The 13748-nt window shown below is 69.1% G+C and carries 13 protein-coding genes and 1 pseudogene; 6 read left to right on the plus strand and 8 right to left on the minus strand.

The annotated features are described in order from the left end of the window. Nucleotides 1-94 precede the first annotated feature (94 nt). Nucleotides 95-499: a methylmalonyl-CoA epimerase gene (gene mce, locus E3U25_RS23315; protein ID WP_116223273.1), complete on the plus strand. Its 405-nt coding sequence runs from the start codon at nt 95-97 to the stop codon at nt 497-499. Continuing rightward, nucleotides 499-759 (plus strand): DUF1467 family protein, encoded by a 261-nt coding sequence (locus E3U25_RS23320; protein WP_036751289.1) that lies wholly within the window; start codon nt 499-501, stop codon nt 757-759. Before mce ends, E3U25_RS23320 begins: the two co-directional genes overlap by 1 nt. Here E3U25_RS23320 and E3U25_RS23325 read toward each other — a convergent pair. Further along, nucleotides 725-1426 (minus strand): EI24 domain-containing protein, encoded by a 702-nt coding sequence (locus tag E3U25_RS23325; RefSeq protein WP_114534848.1) that lies wholly within the window; start codon nt 1424-1426, stop codon nt 725-727. The two genes, E3U25_RS23320 and E3U25_RS23325, sit on opposite strands and share 35 nt — an antisense overlap. Beyond that, the gene (locus tag E3U25_RS23330; RefSeq protein ID WP_116223272.1) at nt 1426-1992 is read right to left on the minus strand and encodes a nitroreductase family protein; all 567 of its coding nucleotides are present in this window, start codon (nt 1990-1992) and stop codon (nt 1426-1428) included. The genes E3U25_RS23325 and E3U25_RS23330 overlap by 1 nt, the downstream gene beginning before the upstream one ends. Nucleotides 1993-2097: 105 nt before the next feature. Between E3U25_RS23330 and E3U25_RS23335 the strand changes: the two genes are divergently transcribed. Further along, nucleotides 2098-2346 carry a DUF167 domain-containing protein gene (locus tag E3U25_RS23335; protein WP_116222925.1) on the plus strand — a complete coding sequence of 83 codons (249 nt, stop codon included), beginning with the start codon at nt 2098-2100 and terminating at the stop codon, nt 2344-2346. A 13-nt stretch (nt 2347-2359) separates the two neighbouring features. On the opposite strand, the gene E3U25_RS23340 is transcribed toward E3U25_RS23335, so the two are convergent. Beyond that, nucleotides 2360-2611, minus strand: a complete 252-nt coding sequence (locus E3U25_RS23340; RefSeq protein WP_036751286.1) for a hypothetical protein — start codon at nt 2609-2611, stop codon at nt 2360-2362. Nucleotides 2612-2738: 127 nt separating this feature from the next. Here E3U25_RS23340 and E3U25_RS23345 point away from each other — a divergent pair, with 127 nt between their 5' ends. Together E3U25_RS23345 and E3U25_RS23350 are read left to right on the plus strand one after the other, a co-directional pair. Next, the gene (locus E3U25_RS23345; RefSeq protein WP_036751284.1) at nt 2739-3491 is read left to right on the plus strand and encodes a M48 family metalloprotease; all 753 of its coding nucleotides are present in this window, start codon (nt 2739-2741) and stop codon (nt 3489-3491) included. 240 nt (nt 3492-3731) lie between these two features. Continuing rightward, nucleotides 3732-4073, plus strand: coding sequence for a hypothetical protein (locus E3U25_RS23350; RefSeq protein WP_116222924.1), 342 nt, complete (start codon nt 3732-3734; stop codon nt 4071-4073). Nucleotides 4074-4077: 4 nt separating this feature from the next. Here E3U25_RS23350 and ilvN read toward each other — a convergent pair whose 3' ends face one another. The 3 genes from ilvN to E3U25_RS23365 form a co-directional block, all read right to left on the minus strand. Further along, nucleotides 4078-4638, minus strand: coding sequence for an acetolactate synthase small subunit (gene ilvN / locus E3U25_RS23355; protein ID WP_028712010.1), 561 nt, complete (start codon nt 4636-4638; stop codon nt 4078-4080). A 15-nt stretch (nt 4639-4653) separates the two neighbouring features. Then, nucleotides 4654-6408: an acetolactate synthase 3 large subunit gene (locus E3U25_RS23360; protein WP_116223271.1), complete on the minus strand. Its 1755-nt coding sequence runs from the start codon at nt 6406-6408 to the stop codon at nt 4654-4656. A gap of 165 nt (nt 6409-6573) precedes the next feature. Beyond that, nucleotides 6574-7419, minus strand: a complete 846-nt coding sequence (locus E3U25_RS23365; RefSeq protein WP_036751281.1) for an arginyltransferase — start codon at nt 7417-7419, stop codon at nt 6574-6576. Between the two features lie 231 nt (nt 7420-7650). Between E3U25_RS23365 and E3U25_RS23370 the strand changes: the two genes are divergently transcribed. After that, nucleotides 7651-10452 carry a [protein-PII] uridylyltransferase family protein gene (locus E3U25_RS23370; protein ID WP_116222923.1) on the plus strand — a complete coding sequence of 934 codons (2802 nt, stop codon included), beginning with the start codon at nt 7651-7653 and terminating at the stop codon, nt 10450-10452. A gap of 789 nt (nt 10453-11241) precedes the next feature. Here E3U25_RS23370 and E3U25_RS23375 read toward each other — a convergent pair. Together E3U25_RS23375 and E3U25_RS23380 are read right to left on the minus strand one after the other, a co-directional pair. After that, nucleotides 11242-11444, minus strand: a pseudogene (locus E3U25_RS23375) (transposase); the annotation flags it as partial. Between the two features lie 223 nt (nt 11445-11667). Then, complete coding sequence (locus E3U25_RS23380; RefSeq protein ID WP_116222921.1) at nt 11668-13746, minus strand: glycosyltransferase; 2079 nt, start codon at nt 13744-13746, stop codon at nt 11668-11670. Nucleotides 13747-13748: the final 2 nt, after the last annotated feature.

Here is a 13748-nt window from a genome sequence, read left to right on the forward strand (position 1 = left end):
TGCGCGTTTTCCCTAAGAAGCGGTTAACGGCGGTTTGTTTTCCTTTCCCCGGCTGGGCTCTGGCCTTAGAAGGGCGCAAATGACGGAGGAAGTGATGATCGGACGCCTGAACCATGTCGCCATTGCCGTGCCCGACCTGAAGGCCGCGGCGGCGCAATATGAAAACAGCCTTGGCGCCAAGGTCGGCGCGCCGCAGGACGAACCCGACCATGGCGTCACCGTCGTCTTCATCGAGCTGCCGAACACCAAGATCGAGCTGCTCTATCCCCTGGGCGAGGACAGCCCGATCAAGGGCTTCCTGGAAAAGAACCCCTCGGGCGGCATCCATCACATGTGCTTCGAGGTCGACGACATCCTGGCCGCCCGCGACAAGCTGAAGTCCGAGGGCGCGCGCGTGCTGGGCAATGGCGAGCCCAAGATCGGCGCCCATGGCAAGCCGGTGCTGTTCCTGCATCCCAAGGACTTCAACGGCTGCCTGATCGAGTTGGAGCAGGTCTGATGAGCCTGACCGGGGGCATCGTCCTTTACGCCGTGCTGTGGTTCCTGGTGCTGTTCGTGCTGCTGCCGATCGGCCAGCAAAGCCAGGCCGATGTCGGGCAGGTGACGCCCGGCACCCCCGCCGGCGCCCCGCACGAGCCCAAGCTGAAGAAGAAGGCGCTGTGGGCGACGCTGATCGCCGGGCTGATCTGGGGCGTGATCGCCTATGTCATCATCGCCGGCGTCATCACCCGCGCCGACCTCGAGGCCTGGACGCGCTGAGATGGTAGAGGTGGGTGAACCCCGCCGCCGCCAGCACCGGGACGACCACGTTCAGCACCGGCACCGTCAGAAGCGCCGCGATCAGCACCCCCAGCGCCGTCGCCTGCATGGCCAGGCTGCGGCGCAGGGCGGTCGCCTGCGGCTCGTGCAGGTGGCGCCGCGCCGCCATCTGGAAGAACTCGCGCCCCAGCAGCCAGCCGTTGCCGCCATAGAACAGCAGCGAGGCCAGCGGGCCCAGGAAGGGCGTCAGCGCCAGCGTCGCCAGCGTGACCAGGATCACCGCGCCCATGACCGCCAGCGATTCCCACAGCCCGTCCCAGAAATCGACGGGCAGGCCCTTGGCGGCGGGATAATGCGTCTCCTCGACCGCCTCGGCGACGCGCTCGGCGAACAGACCTGAAAAGCCGGCGGCGACCGGGGTCATCAGGAAGATGCTCATCAAGGGGAACAGCAGCAGCGAGCCCCAGGACAGCGCGGGCGCCAGCGGCACGGCGCCGATCCAGGGCAGGGTCAGCGTCTCGGGGGCAAAGGCGCGGATCGCCCAGAAGGCGCCGGCCTGCAATACCAGGAACAAGGCCAGCGTCAGCGCCACGCCAAGCGCGACCACGCCGAAGATGCGCGGCCGCAGCAGGTCGCCCCAAGCCAGGATCAGCGCCCGCAGCACCATCACAGGAAGGTGGTCTTGGCCGCGACATCCGGGCGCGGACGCTCGGGCGGGGTCGGGCCGCGCCGGCCGATATGGACCAGCCCGACGATCCGCTCGCCCTCGGCCAGGCCCAGATGGGCGCGGGCGAAATCCGCCTCGGCCGCCGGGCCGGTCAGCCAGGCGGCGCCGTAGCCCGCCGCCAGCGCCGCGTTCACCAGCTCCAGGCAGACGGCGCCCGCGGACAGGAACTGTTCCCATTCCGGCACCTTGGGGCTTTCGACCGGGGCCGAGACCACTGCCACGATCACCGGCGAGCCAAAGGCCGAGCGGGCCTTTTCCGCCGCCGCCTCGTCCCCGCCCTGGTCCAGCACGTGCCGGGCCAGCACCGGGGCCAGCCGGTCGAGCGTCGCGCGCTCCAGCACGGCAAAGCGCCAGGGCTCCAGCTTGCCGTGGTCGGGCACGCGGGCGGCCAGTTCCAGCAGCTCCATCAGCGCCTCCCGCGAGGGGGGCGGGCCGGCCAGCAGTTTCGGCGGGTGCGAGCGGCGGCTGGCCAGGAAGGCCAGGGTGGCGGGATCGGCATATTCCATTCGGTCCTCGTCGGGTTCGCGCATGTCCTGGCCATCAGATAGCCGCGCCGGCCCGCCGGCACCAGCCGGCATTGCCTTTTTCGCCGCGCCCGGCTTGAAAGGGGCATGACCGACCTTAGCCATCTTGCCCGGCCCGGCGCCGAAATCGCGGTGCGCGTCACCCCGCGCGCCTCGCGCAATGCGGTGATCCTGGACGGCGAGGCGATCCGCGTCGCCGTCACCGTGGTCCCCGAGGACGGCAAGGCCAATGCCGCGGTGGTCAAGCTGCTGGCCAAGGCGCTGGGGGTGGCCAAGTCGCGGCTGGTGCTGGTCCGCGGGGCCACGGCACGTGACAAGCTGTTCCGCATCGACTAGCCGGACCGCCTGGCTAGCCGCGTTGCAGCCGATAGTTGCCCTCGGGCAGGTTCAGCGCGGCGCGCAGCTCTTCCAGCTGCTCGATGGTCAGGACGATCTGCGCCAGCTCGCCGGTGTCGGGGTCGAATTGCTCGACCACGACGCGGTCGTCGAAGCTGTGGATGACCACATCCTCGTTCAGCGGGCGCGAACCGATCTCGGCCTGTGGCAATTCGTCGATCAGGGTGATGACGGTCGCGTCGAAATCATGCTCGATGGTGAACATCGGGGATCCTTCCCGTTCGGCTTTCCCCGACAATCGCGTGATATTGCGGCCGGGGCAAGTCCGGGGCTTGGCGCGAGGCGGCCGCCGCGGCTAGAGTGGCGCGAACACGGGCAGGCGAGGGCGGCAGATGATGAGGACATGGCAGGCGGTGGCGGCGGTCGTGCTGGTGCTGGCGGGCTGTGTCGCCGCGCCCGTGCCGCAGCCGGGAGTGCCGCAGCCCGGCGGGCCTGACGTCATCATCACGCCCGCCCCGGACACGCCGGCCAATGCCTCGGCCTCGGCGCGCACCTTCGTCTCGGTGGTCAGCCGCATGGAGCCGGCGGTGGAACGCGAATGCCTGCAGCGGCGCACCCAGCCGATCAACTGCGATTTCCAGTTCGTCGTCGACGACCGCGCGGGGCTGGAGCCGAACGCCTTCCAGACCGTCGATCCCAGCGGCCGGCCGATCATCGGTTTCACCCTGTCGCTGATCGGCGAGGCGCGCAATGCTGACGAGTTGGCTTTCGTCATCGGGCACGAGGCGAGCCACCACATCCTGGGCCATATCAGCCGCAAGACCGGCGCCGCGACCGTGGGCGCGGTGATCCTGGGCGGGCTGGCCAGCGCCTATGGCGGCGATCCCGAGGCGATTCGCACCGCGCAGGATTTCGGCGCCCAGTTCGGCGCCCGCTACTATTCGAAGGACTGGGAACTCGAGGCCGATTACCTGGGCGCGATCATCACCCTGAACGCCGGCTTCGATCCCGAACACGGTGCGCTGTTTTTCGCCCGCATCCCCGATCCGGGTGATAAAATTCTGGGCACCCACCCGTCGCGCAGCGCCCGTATGGGCCAGGTTGCGCGGGCCGTGGCCGATTACCGGGCGGGCCGGGTGCGATAGCTCGGCCGCCGTTGCGCTGCTGCATCGGCCACAGGCTAGACGGAACAGTTTGTTTTCTCGTGAGAAAGATGAAATTCAGGCGGGCCGCAGCCGTAAAAGATCAATTTGACTGCCGATTCTCCCTCAAACTGAACGGTTCCGCCAGAAATTGCTTTCATAGGCGAGAAATTGCCGATAGTTTCCCGCTTGGGTTGGGTTACGTCCTTATTGCCGGGTGGCTTTTGTCTTTTAGGAGCTTTCATGATCGGGGTTATTTTATGGAGCAGTCCGGCCAAGGAGAAGGCCGTGATCTGGTGCGAGGATCATGGCGCCCTGGCCTATCTGCAGGGCAGGGAAAACCTGTTCGCCGGAACGGAATGGCCCGAGGCGGGCGACCTGGTCGAGCTTGAGATCGAAATGCAGGCCGACCTGCGCCATGCCCGCTTCGTCAGCATCGTCGGGGGCAACAAGCGGTCGGAACTGCCCAGCCTGCTGCGGAACATGGGCGAAAAACCCGAACCGGCCCGCCCGGTGCTGCGGGTGATTTCGAACCGCGAAGGCGAGGCGCAAGAGCGGCCGCTGAGACTGGCGGCCGCCCGCTGATTCGTCAGGCGCCGCGCGCCAGCGCGGCGACGCCGGTCCGGGCCTGGTCCGACAGGCCCAGGGGCCGCATCAACTCGGCAAAGGCGTCCAGCTTCTCGGGCGTGCCGGTGATTTCGAAGACAAAGCTCTCCAGGGTCGAATCGACCACGCTGGCGCGGAAGATCTCGGCGATCCGCAGCGCCTCGACCCGCTTGTCGCCCTTGCTCGTGACCTTGAACAGGCCCAGCTCGCGCTCGACGCAGGGGCCCTCGACGGTCAGGTCGTGGACATCATGCACCGGCACGATGCGGCCAAGCTGTGCCTTGATCTGCTCGATCACCGCGGGGGTGCCGCGGGTGACGATGGTGATGCGCGAGCGGTGGCCCAGGTGGTCCACCTCGGCCACGGTCAGGCTGTCGATATTGTAGCCGCGCCCGGAAAACAGGCCGATCACGCGCGCCAGCACGCCCGGCTCGTTCTCGACCAGCACCGCGAGGGTGTGGCTTTCGATGGTCTGGGCGTTGGGGTCGCGCAGGTCATAGGCCGAATGGCTGGATGCGCCCTTCTGGATGTTCAGTGCCGCCATGTTCTTCTCCTAACCTCAGACCAGGGCCGCGCCGGCGCCGGTGATGGCGCCTTCGGTCGATGCCTCGCCCAAGAGCATCTCGTTATGCGGCTTGCCCGAGGGGATCATCGGGAAGCAGTTCTCGTGCTTTTCGACCAGCACGTCCAGGATGAACGGGCCGTCATAGTCGATCATCTCCTGGATCGCCGCGTCCAGGTCGGCCGGGTCCGAAACCGTGCGCCCGCCGCAGCCAAAGGCCTCGGCCAGCTTGACGAAATCGGGCAGGCTTTCCGACCAGCTCTGGCTGTAGCGCTCGCCATGCAGCAATTGCTGCCATTGCCGGACCATGCCCAGGCGCTCGTTGTTCAGGATGAACTGCTTGACCGGCGCGCGGAACTGCACGGCGGTCGCCATTTCCTGCATGTTCATCAGCCAGGACGCCTCGCCGGCGACGTTGACCACCAGCGCCTCGGGATGGGCGACCTGCACCCCGATCGAGGCGGGCAGGCCATAGCCCATCGTCCCCAGCCCGCCCGAGGTCATCCAGTGGTTCGGATCCTCGAAATGCAGGAACTGTGCCGCCCACATCTGATGCTGGCCGACCTCGGTGGTGAAATAGGGCTTGCGCGCGGCGGTCAGCGCCTGCAGGCGCTGCAAGGCGTGCTGCGGCTTGATGACCTTGTCCGAGTTGCGATAGGCAAGGCAGTTGCGCGCCTTCCACTGCTCGATCTGCGCCCACCATGCCCGCAGCGCCTCGGCATTGGTCTTGCGGCCGCGGGCCTTCCAGACCTTCAGCATGTCTTCCAGCACATGGCCGACATCGCCGACGATGGGCAGGTCGACATGGATCACCTTGTTGATCGAGCTGGGGTCGATGTCGATCTGCGCCTTGACCGAGCCGGGGCTGAAATCCGCGACCCGCCCGGTGATGCGGTCGTCGAAGCGTGCGCCGATGGCGATCATCAGGTCGCAATCGTGCATGGCCATGTTGGCCTCGTAGAGGCCATGCATGCCCAGCATGCCGATCCATTTCGACCCCGAGGCCGGATAGGCCCCCAGCCCCATCAGCGTCGAGGTGACGGGAAAGCCCGTCGCATCCGCCAGCTCGCGCAACAGCTGGCTGGCGCCGGGGCCCGAGTTGATGACGCCGCCGCCGGTATAGAAGATCGGCCGCTCGGCCGTCTCCATCAGCTCGACCAGCCGGGTGATGGTGGCCAGGTCGCCCTTCTTCGCCGGCTGGTAGCTGGGCGTCTCGATCTGCTTGGGCCCGACATATTCGCCGGTGGCGAATTGCACGTCCTTGGGGATGTCGATCAGCACCGGCCCCGGACGGCCCGAGGTGGCGATGTGGAAGGCCTTGTGGATCGTCGCCGCCAGCTCGTCCGTCTCTTTCACCAGCCAGTTGTGCTTGGTGCAGGGGCGGGTGATGCCGATGGTGTCGGCCTCCTGGAAGCCGTCGGTGCCGATCAGGAAGGTCGGAACCTGCCCGGTCAGCACGACGATGGGGATCGAATCCATCAGCGCGTCGGTCAGCCCGGTGACGGCATTGGTCGCGCCGGGACCGGACGTGACCAGCACCACCCCCGGCTTGCCGGTCGAGCGGGCATAGCCCTCGGCCATGTGGACGGCGCCCTGTTCGTGGCGGACCAGGATGTGCTTGATGTCGTTTTGCTGGAAAATCTCGTCATAGATGGGAAGTACCGCCCCGCCCGGATAGCCGAATACCGTATCGACGCCCTGATCGCGCAGAGCCTCGATAACCATCCTTGCACCCGTCATCTGTCGGGACATGCCCATTCTCCATCTCTGAACAAAAACGCGGCGGGGACAGCCGCCCCGCTGCGACGCGGAAAACTATGGGTGCGGCGAGGCGCGGTCAATGGCGATTGTCCAAGAAAATGACCCGATGCCGCAAATTCTTGAAATATTCTTACCAAGACGCCGGCTTTTCGGTAATCATTTCCGGTTCGAGGGCAGGTTGATCCGCGCCACCTGCTCCACGATGGGGTCGATGGACAGGGGGTGGATGTCCGACGTATGCTGCGCCGGATCGCCGATCGGCTGCCAGACGCCGCCCTTGTAGATCTCCAGCGCCGAGAATTTCGCCTTGTAGTCCATCTTGCGGCTGCCGGGCACCCAATAGCCCAGGTAGACGAAGGGCAGGCCGGCGCTGCGCGCCAGATCGATATGGTCCAGGATGATATGCGTGCCCAGGCTCGCGCTTTCCAGCGCCGGGTCATAGAAGCTGTAGACCAGGCTCAGCCCGTCATCCAGCACGTCGGTCAGGCAGACCGCGACCAGACGGTCGCTGCCGGGCGGCGGCGGGATCTCGCTGCTGTCGCCCTGGTGCGTGCGATATTCGATGACGCGGGTGCGCACCGGCGTCTCCTCGATCATCGCGGCGAATTCGAAGATGTCCATGTCGGCCATGCCGCCGTCGGCATGGCGTTCGTCCAGATAGGCGCGGAACAGTTCATACTGTTCCTCGGTCGCCCAGGCGCTGGTGGCAAGGCGGCGCAGATGCACGTTCCTGCGCGCGATCCGGCGCTGCGTGCGCGAGGGCTGGAACTCGGACACCCGGATGCGCGCCGACATGCAGGCCACGCAGCTTTCGCAGCTGGGCCGGTAAAGCACGTTCTGCGAGCGGCGGAAGCCCTGGCGCGACAGGGCGTTGTTCAGCTCGTTGGCCGAATCGCCGGTCAGCGCGGTGAACAGCTTGCGTTCGGCCCGGCCGTGCAGATAGGGGCAGGGCTGCGGCGCCGTCACATAGAATTGCGGCGCATGAGGCAGGCTGTGCCGCATCAGCCGCGCCCCCGGCGTCTGGGGCGCGCCGCGCCTGGCGGCGCATGCTGCGGTCGGGTCACTCTCATCTCGGCGCGCATTGGCGGCGGTCGGGGCTGCGTTGTGGATTGCTCTTGGGCCGAGCCTAGCAACAGTTGCACCCCGCGCCAAGCAGGGAAAACCGCAAGAATTGAACCTCTCGGTCCATTCGCGCGGCATTGACGCGGCGCCGGCTGCGGCTAGGCTGCGGCCATGGATTTCGCCGCCCGCATCACCCGCCTGCCCATCCCCGCCGACCCCGCCCGCGGCCTTTCCGCGCTGCAAGCGACCGGGATCGCCGATCCCCGGCTGGGCGATCTGATCCGCGGCACCGCCGGTTGCAGCCCCTACCTGGCCGGGCTGATCGAGCGCGAGGCCGACTGGCTGCCCGGCGCGCTGGCGCACGGGGATGTCGTCGCCCGCGAGACGGCGGGGTTCGAGACGCTTTCCGCCGATGCCCTCGGCCCGGCGCTGCGCCGCGCCAAGCGGCGGGTGGCGCTGTGGACGGCGCTGGCCGACCTGGGCGGCGTCTGGCCGCTGGAACGGGTGACGGGCGCGCTGACCGACCTGGCCGACCGCGCCACGGACCTGGCCCTGCGCGCCCATGTCGCGGCCGAGCAGGCGCGCGGCAAGCTGCCCCCGACCGGGGCCGAGGCCGGCGGCATCGTCGCGCTCGCCATGGGCAAGATGGGCGCGGCAGAGCTGAACTACTCCTCGGACATCGACCTGATCGTGCTTTACGACGACGGCGCCTATGATCCCGATGACCAGTATGAGGCCCGCGCCGCCCTGATCCGCGCCACCCGCAAGGCGGCGGCGACGATCTCGGACAACACCGACCAGGGCTATGTCTTCCGCACCGACCTGCGACTGCGGCCCGATGCGGCGGTGACGCCGGTCTGCATCTCGATCTCGGCGGCGCTGGCCTATTACGAGGCCGAGGGCCGCACCTGGGAACGCAGCGCCTATATCAAGGCGCGGCCCTGCGGCGGCGACCTGGCGGCGGGCGCGCGCTTCCTGCGCGAGCTGCGCCCCTTCGTCTGGCGGCGGCACCTGGACTTCGCCGCCATCCAGGACGCCCACGACATGCGGCTGCGCATCCGCGACCACAAGGGGCTGCACGGCCGCATCGAGGTGCCGGGCCACAACATGAAGCTGGGCCAGGGCGGCATCCGCGAGATCGAGTTCTTCACCCAGACCCGCCAGCTGATCGCCGGCGGCCGCGACCCCGACCTGCGCCTGCGCGGCACGGTCGAGGGGCTGGCGCGGCTGGCCGAAAAGGGCTGGGTGCCGCCCGAGGTGGCCCAGGAGCTGACCGCGCATTACCGCGAGCATCGCGAGATCGAGCATCGCATCCAGATGGTGAACGACGCACAGACCCATTCGCTGCCCGCCTCGGCCGAGGGGCTGGACACCATCGCCCGCATGATGGGCGAGGGCGACACCGCCGCCTGGTCGGCGCGCCTGGCCACCCGCCTGGCGCGGGTCGAGGCGCTGACCGGCGATTTCTTCGCCCCCGGCGAGCAGCGGGCCCGCCCGGCGCTGTCCCCCGAGGCCGAGGCGATGGTGGAGCGCTGGCGCAGCTATCCCGCGCTGCGCTCGGCCCGCGGGCGCGAGGTCTTTGCCCGGATCGAGCCGGACCTGCTGACCCGGCTGACCGCCGCCGCCCATGCCGAAGAGGCGCTGGCGCGGTTCGACGCCTTCCTGGCCGGGCTGCCGGCCGGGGTGCAGCTCTTCTCGCTCTTCGAGGCCAATCCGCAGCTGATCGAATTGATCGCCGACATCTGCGGCACGGCGCCGGGGCTGGCGGCCTATCTGGCCCGCCACCCCGAGGTGCTGGACGGGGTGCTGGCCGGCAGCTTCTTTGCGGCCTGGCCCGGCGCCGCCGCCTTGCGCCGCCAACTGGACCAGGTGCTGGATGCGGCGCTGGCCGCGCCGGGCGGCGGCTACGAACAGGCGCTGGACGCCGCGCGGCGCTGGGCGCACGAGGGGCAGTTCCGCATCGGCGTGCATCATCTGCGCAGCCTGATCGGCGCCGAGGAGGCGGGCGGGCAATATGCCGATGTCGCCGATGCCGCAGTCGCCGCGCTGTTCCCGGTCGTCGCGGCCGAATTCGCCCGCCGCCACGGACCGCCGCCGGGTCGCGGGGCGGTGGTGCTGGGCATGGGCTCGCTGGGCGCGCGGCAGCTGAACGCCTCGTCGGACCTGGACCTGATCGTGATCTACGACGCCGCCGGGCAAGAGGCGTCCGAGGGGTCGAAACCCCTGGCGACGCGGGCCTATTACGCGCGGCTGACCCAGGCGGTGATCACCGCGCTCTCGGCGCCGACCTCGGCCGGGCGGCTTTACGAGGTGGACATGCGGCTGCGCCCCTCGGGGCGGCAGGGGCCGGTGGCGACCTCGGTGCAGAGCTTTCGCGACTACCAGATGACCGAGGCCTGGACCTGGGAGCATCTGGCGCTGACCCGCGCCCGCGTGATCGGCACCTGCGGCACCGATGCCGCCGCGCTGGCCGAGGAGGTCGAGGCGCTGCGGGTCGAGGTGCTGCAAACCCGCGGCACGGACCCGCGGGTGATGCCGGATCTGGCCGGGATGCGGGCCCGCATCTTCGCCGCCAAGGCCCCGGATGGCGCCTGGGAGGCCAAGATCGGCCGTGGCCGGTTGCAGGACATCGAGCTGCTGGCGCAATGTTTCGCGCTGCGGGCCGGTTCGGCCGCGCGGGCGGTGCAGGCGCAGTTGCGCACCGGCCCTCGGATCGGGCTGGTCGGGCGCGAGGATGGCGAAAGGCTGGCCTCGGCCCGGCGCTTCCTGTGGAGCCTGCAATGCGCCGGCCGGCTGTTGACCGAAAAGCCCTTGGACATGGACAACCTGGGCAAGGGCGGGCAGACCTTCCTGCTGCGCGAGACCGGCACGGCCTCGCTGGAGGAACTGGCCGAGCGGCTGGCCGCGACGATCGAGACCGCCGGCGCGATCATCGACGGCGTCCTGGCCGGGGTCGAGGTGCAGGCCGGATAGGCGCCGACGGGAACGCGCCGCCGCTGACCCGGCCGGTCGTGCGGCAGGAAGCCCGCGGCAGGTCCGCCACCTGCGCCGCCCGCCCCGCTCGGCCGTGCCTGCCCCCGAGGGCGGGCGACAGGCATCGCCGCAGTCGGCAGGGCGTTCATGTCGCCCGCTCGTTCCTGCCCGCGGGCGCGCGCGACATGCATCACGCCAAAGGGATTTCTGGAAACTCATGCAATCGTTCCTGCCCGGGCGCGCCACATGCATCTGCTCCGACGGCCTCTGATGGCCATCGGACCCGCTGTTCCTGCCCGCCGGGGCGTGCGCCGGGCATCGCTTCGCGCGGCGCGTGCGAGAACCGAGCGGCAGAGGTGCCCGGCCCTGCCGATCTTTCCATGCACCAAGAAGCCGTGGCAAGGCTCGCTGCCAGTGCCGCAGCCGACACCGGCTTTGCCGTTCCTGCCCGCCAAGGCCCGCCACGGGTCTCGCTTAGCAGGCTGCTGAAAAAGGATTTTGAGAGGGCGACGCAGCGGAAATCGTTCTGGAACCAGCTGATATCGGCCCGAAAATGGGGTGTTTTCGGCAAATTTGAGGCGGATTTCCTGGCTCCCCGCCCGCGCTGTCCTGTCGCAAGGACTTTTTCAGCAGCCTGTTAGAGCTCCGCAAGCGAAAACAGAGCGGGAGAAGTGTCTGGCCCCAGCCGGTCCTGTCCAGGGAGTGGACTTATAATTCCGCACCACAGTCTTGCGGCTGCGATTGTGACGGCTGCGAGAAATCCCTTGGCGAGTTTGTCGTAGCACGCTGCCCCGCCTTGGCCCATCGGTTGGAAGCGGTCGTATATGGACCGTAGCGCTCGGGAAGGTCGCGCCAGGGTGGCGCTGTCCGCAGGACGGAGAAAACCCGTTCAGGACGCGCCGGTCGTTCGTCCGCGCAAGGCCACGAGGCTTGTCGGGAAGAAGCGGTGCAATCAGCGCCCGTTCCCGGTCCCTCAGCGCGAGAGGTGCCATTCAAGCTCCGCAAGGCGCTCGAAGCACGAACCGTTCCCAAACGGAAGCCCGCCTGTGAGTACAGAACCTAGCGCCCCGAAGCGGCGGCAGTCTCCTCTATCTGTGCTGCAGCCGGCACCGGGCGCCCGGTTCGGCCAGTCCTGCCTCGCACCAGGAAGCCGAGGTAGGTTCGCTGCAGGGTCCGCGGCTCCTCCTGCCGGGGGTGCCAGGTGGCTGCATCGGTTCAGTCGATCTTGCCCAGCAAGGGGACCAGCAGCGGGTCGAGGTCCGGGTCGGTTTCGGCGGCGATGGGGCTTGCGGGCTCTCCGGCGGCGGTTTCGCGCAGGGGGATCAGCCGGCCGGCGGGCGGCGGCGCGGGCTCGGGCGGCTCGTCCAGGCCGGCCTCGAAGATGCCGTGCTGGGTCTTGTCCCAGTAGAAGGGCTTGACCACCACCTCGTAGATCGCCTTCCAGGCCGCCAGGCAGCCGAGCGGGAAATACAGGTGCAGCGTCGGCACCCAGGGCAGCAGGTGGCGATGCGCCCGCCCGCGCACCGCCCAGAGGCCGACGGCGATGTTCAGCAATTCCGAGGCCACGAACAGCGCGAACAGCAGGGCGATGGCATGGCCGCCCAGCAGGCCCGACAGCATGTCCCGCATCGGATGCGGCAGGCCCAGGCTGAGCAGCCAGAAGCTCCACAGCACCGGCGCCAGCAGGTATTGCGAGACCGAGGCGAAAAGCTGCACCTGCAAGGCAAGGAAGCGCCGCGTCCCCAGGTCGCGCCACAGCGCCACCGGGTCGCGCATATGCACGCCCCAGGTCATCGCGAAGCCCTTGAGCCAGCGCGAGCGCTGCTTGACCCAGGGGATCAGGCGGCAGTTCGCCTCTTCATGGGTGACGGTGTCCAGCATCCGCGTGCGATAGCCGCGCCGGGTCAGGCGCACGCCCAGGTCGGCGTCCTCGGTCACGTTCCAGGCGTCCCAGGCGCCGATCTCTTCCAGCGCGTCGCGGCGGAAGAACAGCGTCGTCCCGCCAAGCGGCACCACCAGGTCCAGCGCCGCCGCCCCGGCCAGCGTGCCGCGGAACCAGGCGGCATATTCGATGGTGAAGGCGCGGGCCAGCCAGTTGGTGCGGGGGTTGTAATAGTCCAGCACGCCTTGCAGGCAGGCCACCTCGGGCGGGGCGAAGTGAAAGCCGCGCGCGACCTTGTGCAGCTGGCCCGGCTCGGGGCGGTCCTCGGCGTCCCAGACCCCGATGATCGAGCCGCGGCAGAAGTTCAGCGCATAGTTCAGCGCCCGCGGCTTGGTGCGCACCGGCCCGTCGGGCACCTGGATCACGCGCAGCCAGCGCGGCAGCCGGACGCCCTGCAGCGCCTCGCAGGTGACGCGGTCGGTCTCCTCGACCACGATCAGGATGTCCATCAGCTCGCGCGGGTAGTCCAGCCGCGACAGCCGGCCGATCAGCTTTTCGGCGATGTCGGCCTCGGCGAACAGCGGCACCATGACCGAGATTACCGGCAGCGGCGCCGTCATCTCGGGCTGCGGCCGGGCGGCATGGGCCGGCTTTTGCAGGCGGTCCTGCCGGTGCCGGCGCAGGACGGCGGCAAAGGAGAACAGCTTCAGCGTGGCCGAGGCGACCAGCGTCAGCACCGCCCAGGCCGTCAGCAGCGCGATCACCGCGTTCGGCGCCAGCATCAGCCCCAGCGCCGCTGCCGCCATCAGCCCCACGGCAATGCGGCCGAAGCGGCGCTCGTTGCGGGTGCGGCAGCTTTCCTGGGCGGGCACGCGGGTTTCGGCCTGGCGGATCAGCGCGGTGCGGCGCAGGGCCAGGATCGCCTCGCGCGCGGCGTTTTCCGAACACAGCAGCATGCGCACCGCGCCGAACCCCTCGGGCAGGCGGTCCTGCAATGCCTCGAATCCCTCGGGGCGCGCGGTGGCGATGAAGGTGACGCCGCCGACCCGGCGCCAGGGCACCGCGCCCTCGGCCAGGCAAAGCTGCGCGCCCATCGCATCGACCAGCCGTGGATCGGGCGGCAGCGCCGCCAGGTCCAGCACGCTGGCGCGCCATTGCCGGGACAGTGCGCGCAGCAGCGCCTCTTCCCGCACCCAGCCGTGCGCCAGCAGGATCTCGCCCAGCCGCGCCGATTGGCGCTCGCGCATGACCAGCGCCTTGAGCAGGTCGCGCGGATCGACCGCGCCATCCTCGATCAGGATCTGGCCCAGCGGGCGCAGGTCGCGGGTCGCGATCACCGTGCCCGTCAAGGCGGGCACGGCGGCCTCGGCCGGGGCACCAGCAAGGGGCCAGATGAGGGCGGGGCGGGCCATAG

The organism is Paracoccus versutus, from assembly GCF_029909795.1.
Classification (GTDB): Bacteria; Pseudomonadota; Alphaproteobacteria; order Rhodobacterales; family Rhodobacteraceae; genus Paracoccus; species Paracoccus versutus.

Bases quoted from the DNA above. Each gene is read 5' to 3' on its own strand.
- E3U25_RS23320 (WP_036751289.1), top strand. From the start codon at position 499: ATGAGCCTGACCGGGGGCATCGTCCTTTACGCCGTGCTGTGGTTCCTG.
- E3U25_RS23345 (WP_036751284.1), top strand. From the start codon at position 2,739: ATGATGAGGACATGGCAGGCGGTGGCGGCGGTCGTGCTGGTGCTGGCG.
- E3U25_RS23340 (WP_036751286.1), bottom strand. From the start codon at position 2,611: ATGTTCACCATCGAGCATGATTTCGACGCGACCGTCATCACCCTGATC.
- E3U25_RS23365 (WP_036751281.1), bottom strand. From the start codon at position 7,419: ATGCGGCACAGCCTGCCTCATGCGCCGCAATTCTATGTGACGGCGCCG.
- E3U25_RS23370 (WP_116222923.1), top strand. From the start codon at position 7,651: ATGGATTTCGCCGCCCGCATCACCCGCCTGCCCATCCCCGCCGACCCC.
- E3U25_RS23325 (WP_114534848.1), bottom strand. From the start codon at position 1,426: ATGGTGCTGCGGGCGCTGATCCTGGCTTGGGGCGACCTGCTGCGGCCG.
- E3U25_RS23350 (WP_116222924.1), top strand. From the start codon at position 3,732: ATGATCGGGGTTATTTTATGGAGCAGTCCGGCCAAGGAGAAGGCCGTG.
- E3U25_RS23380 (WP_116222921.1), bottom strand. From the start codon at position 13,746: ATGGCCCGCCCCGCCCTCATCTGGCCCCTTGCTGGTGCCCCGGCCGAG.
- E3U25_RS23330 (WP_116223272.1), bottom strand. From the start codon at position 1,992: ATGGAATATGCCGATCCCGCCACCCTGGCCTTCCTGGCCAGCCGCCGC.
- ilvN (WP_028712010.1), bottom strand. From the start codon at position 4,638: ATGGCGGCACTGAACATCCAGAAGGGCGCATCCAGCCATTCGGCCTAT.
- E3U25_RS23360 (WP_116223271.1), bottom strand. From the start codon at position 6,408: ATGTCCCGACAGATGACGGGTGCAAGGATGGTTATCGAGGCTCTGCGC.
- mce (WP_116223273.1), top strand. From the start codon at position 95: ATGATCGGACGCCTGAACCATGTCGCCATTGCCGTGCCCGACCTGAAG.
- E3U25_RS23335 (WP_116222925.1), top strand. From the start codon at position 2,098: ATGACCGACCTTAGCCATCTTGCCCGGCCCGGCGCCGAAATCGCGGTG.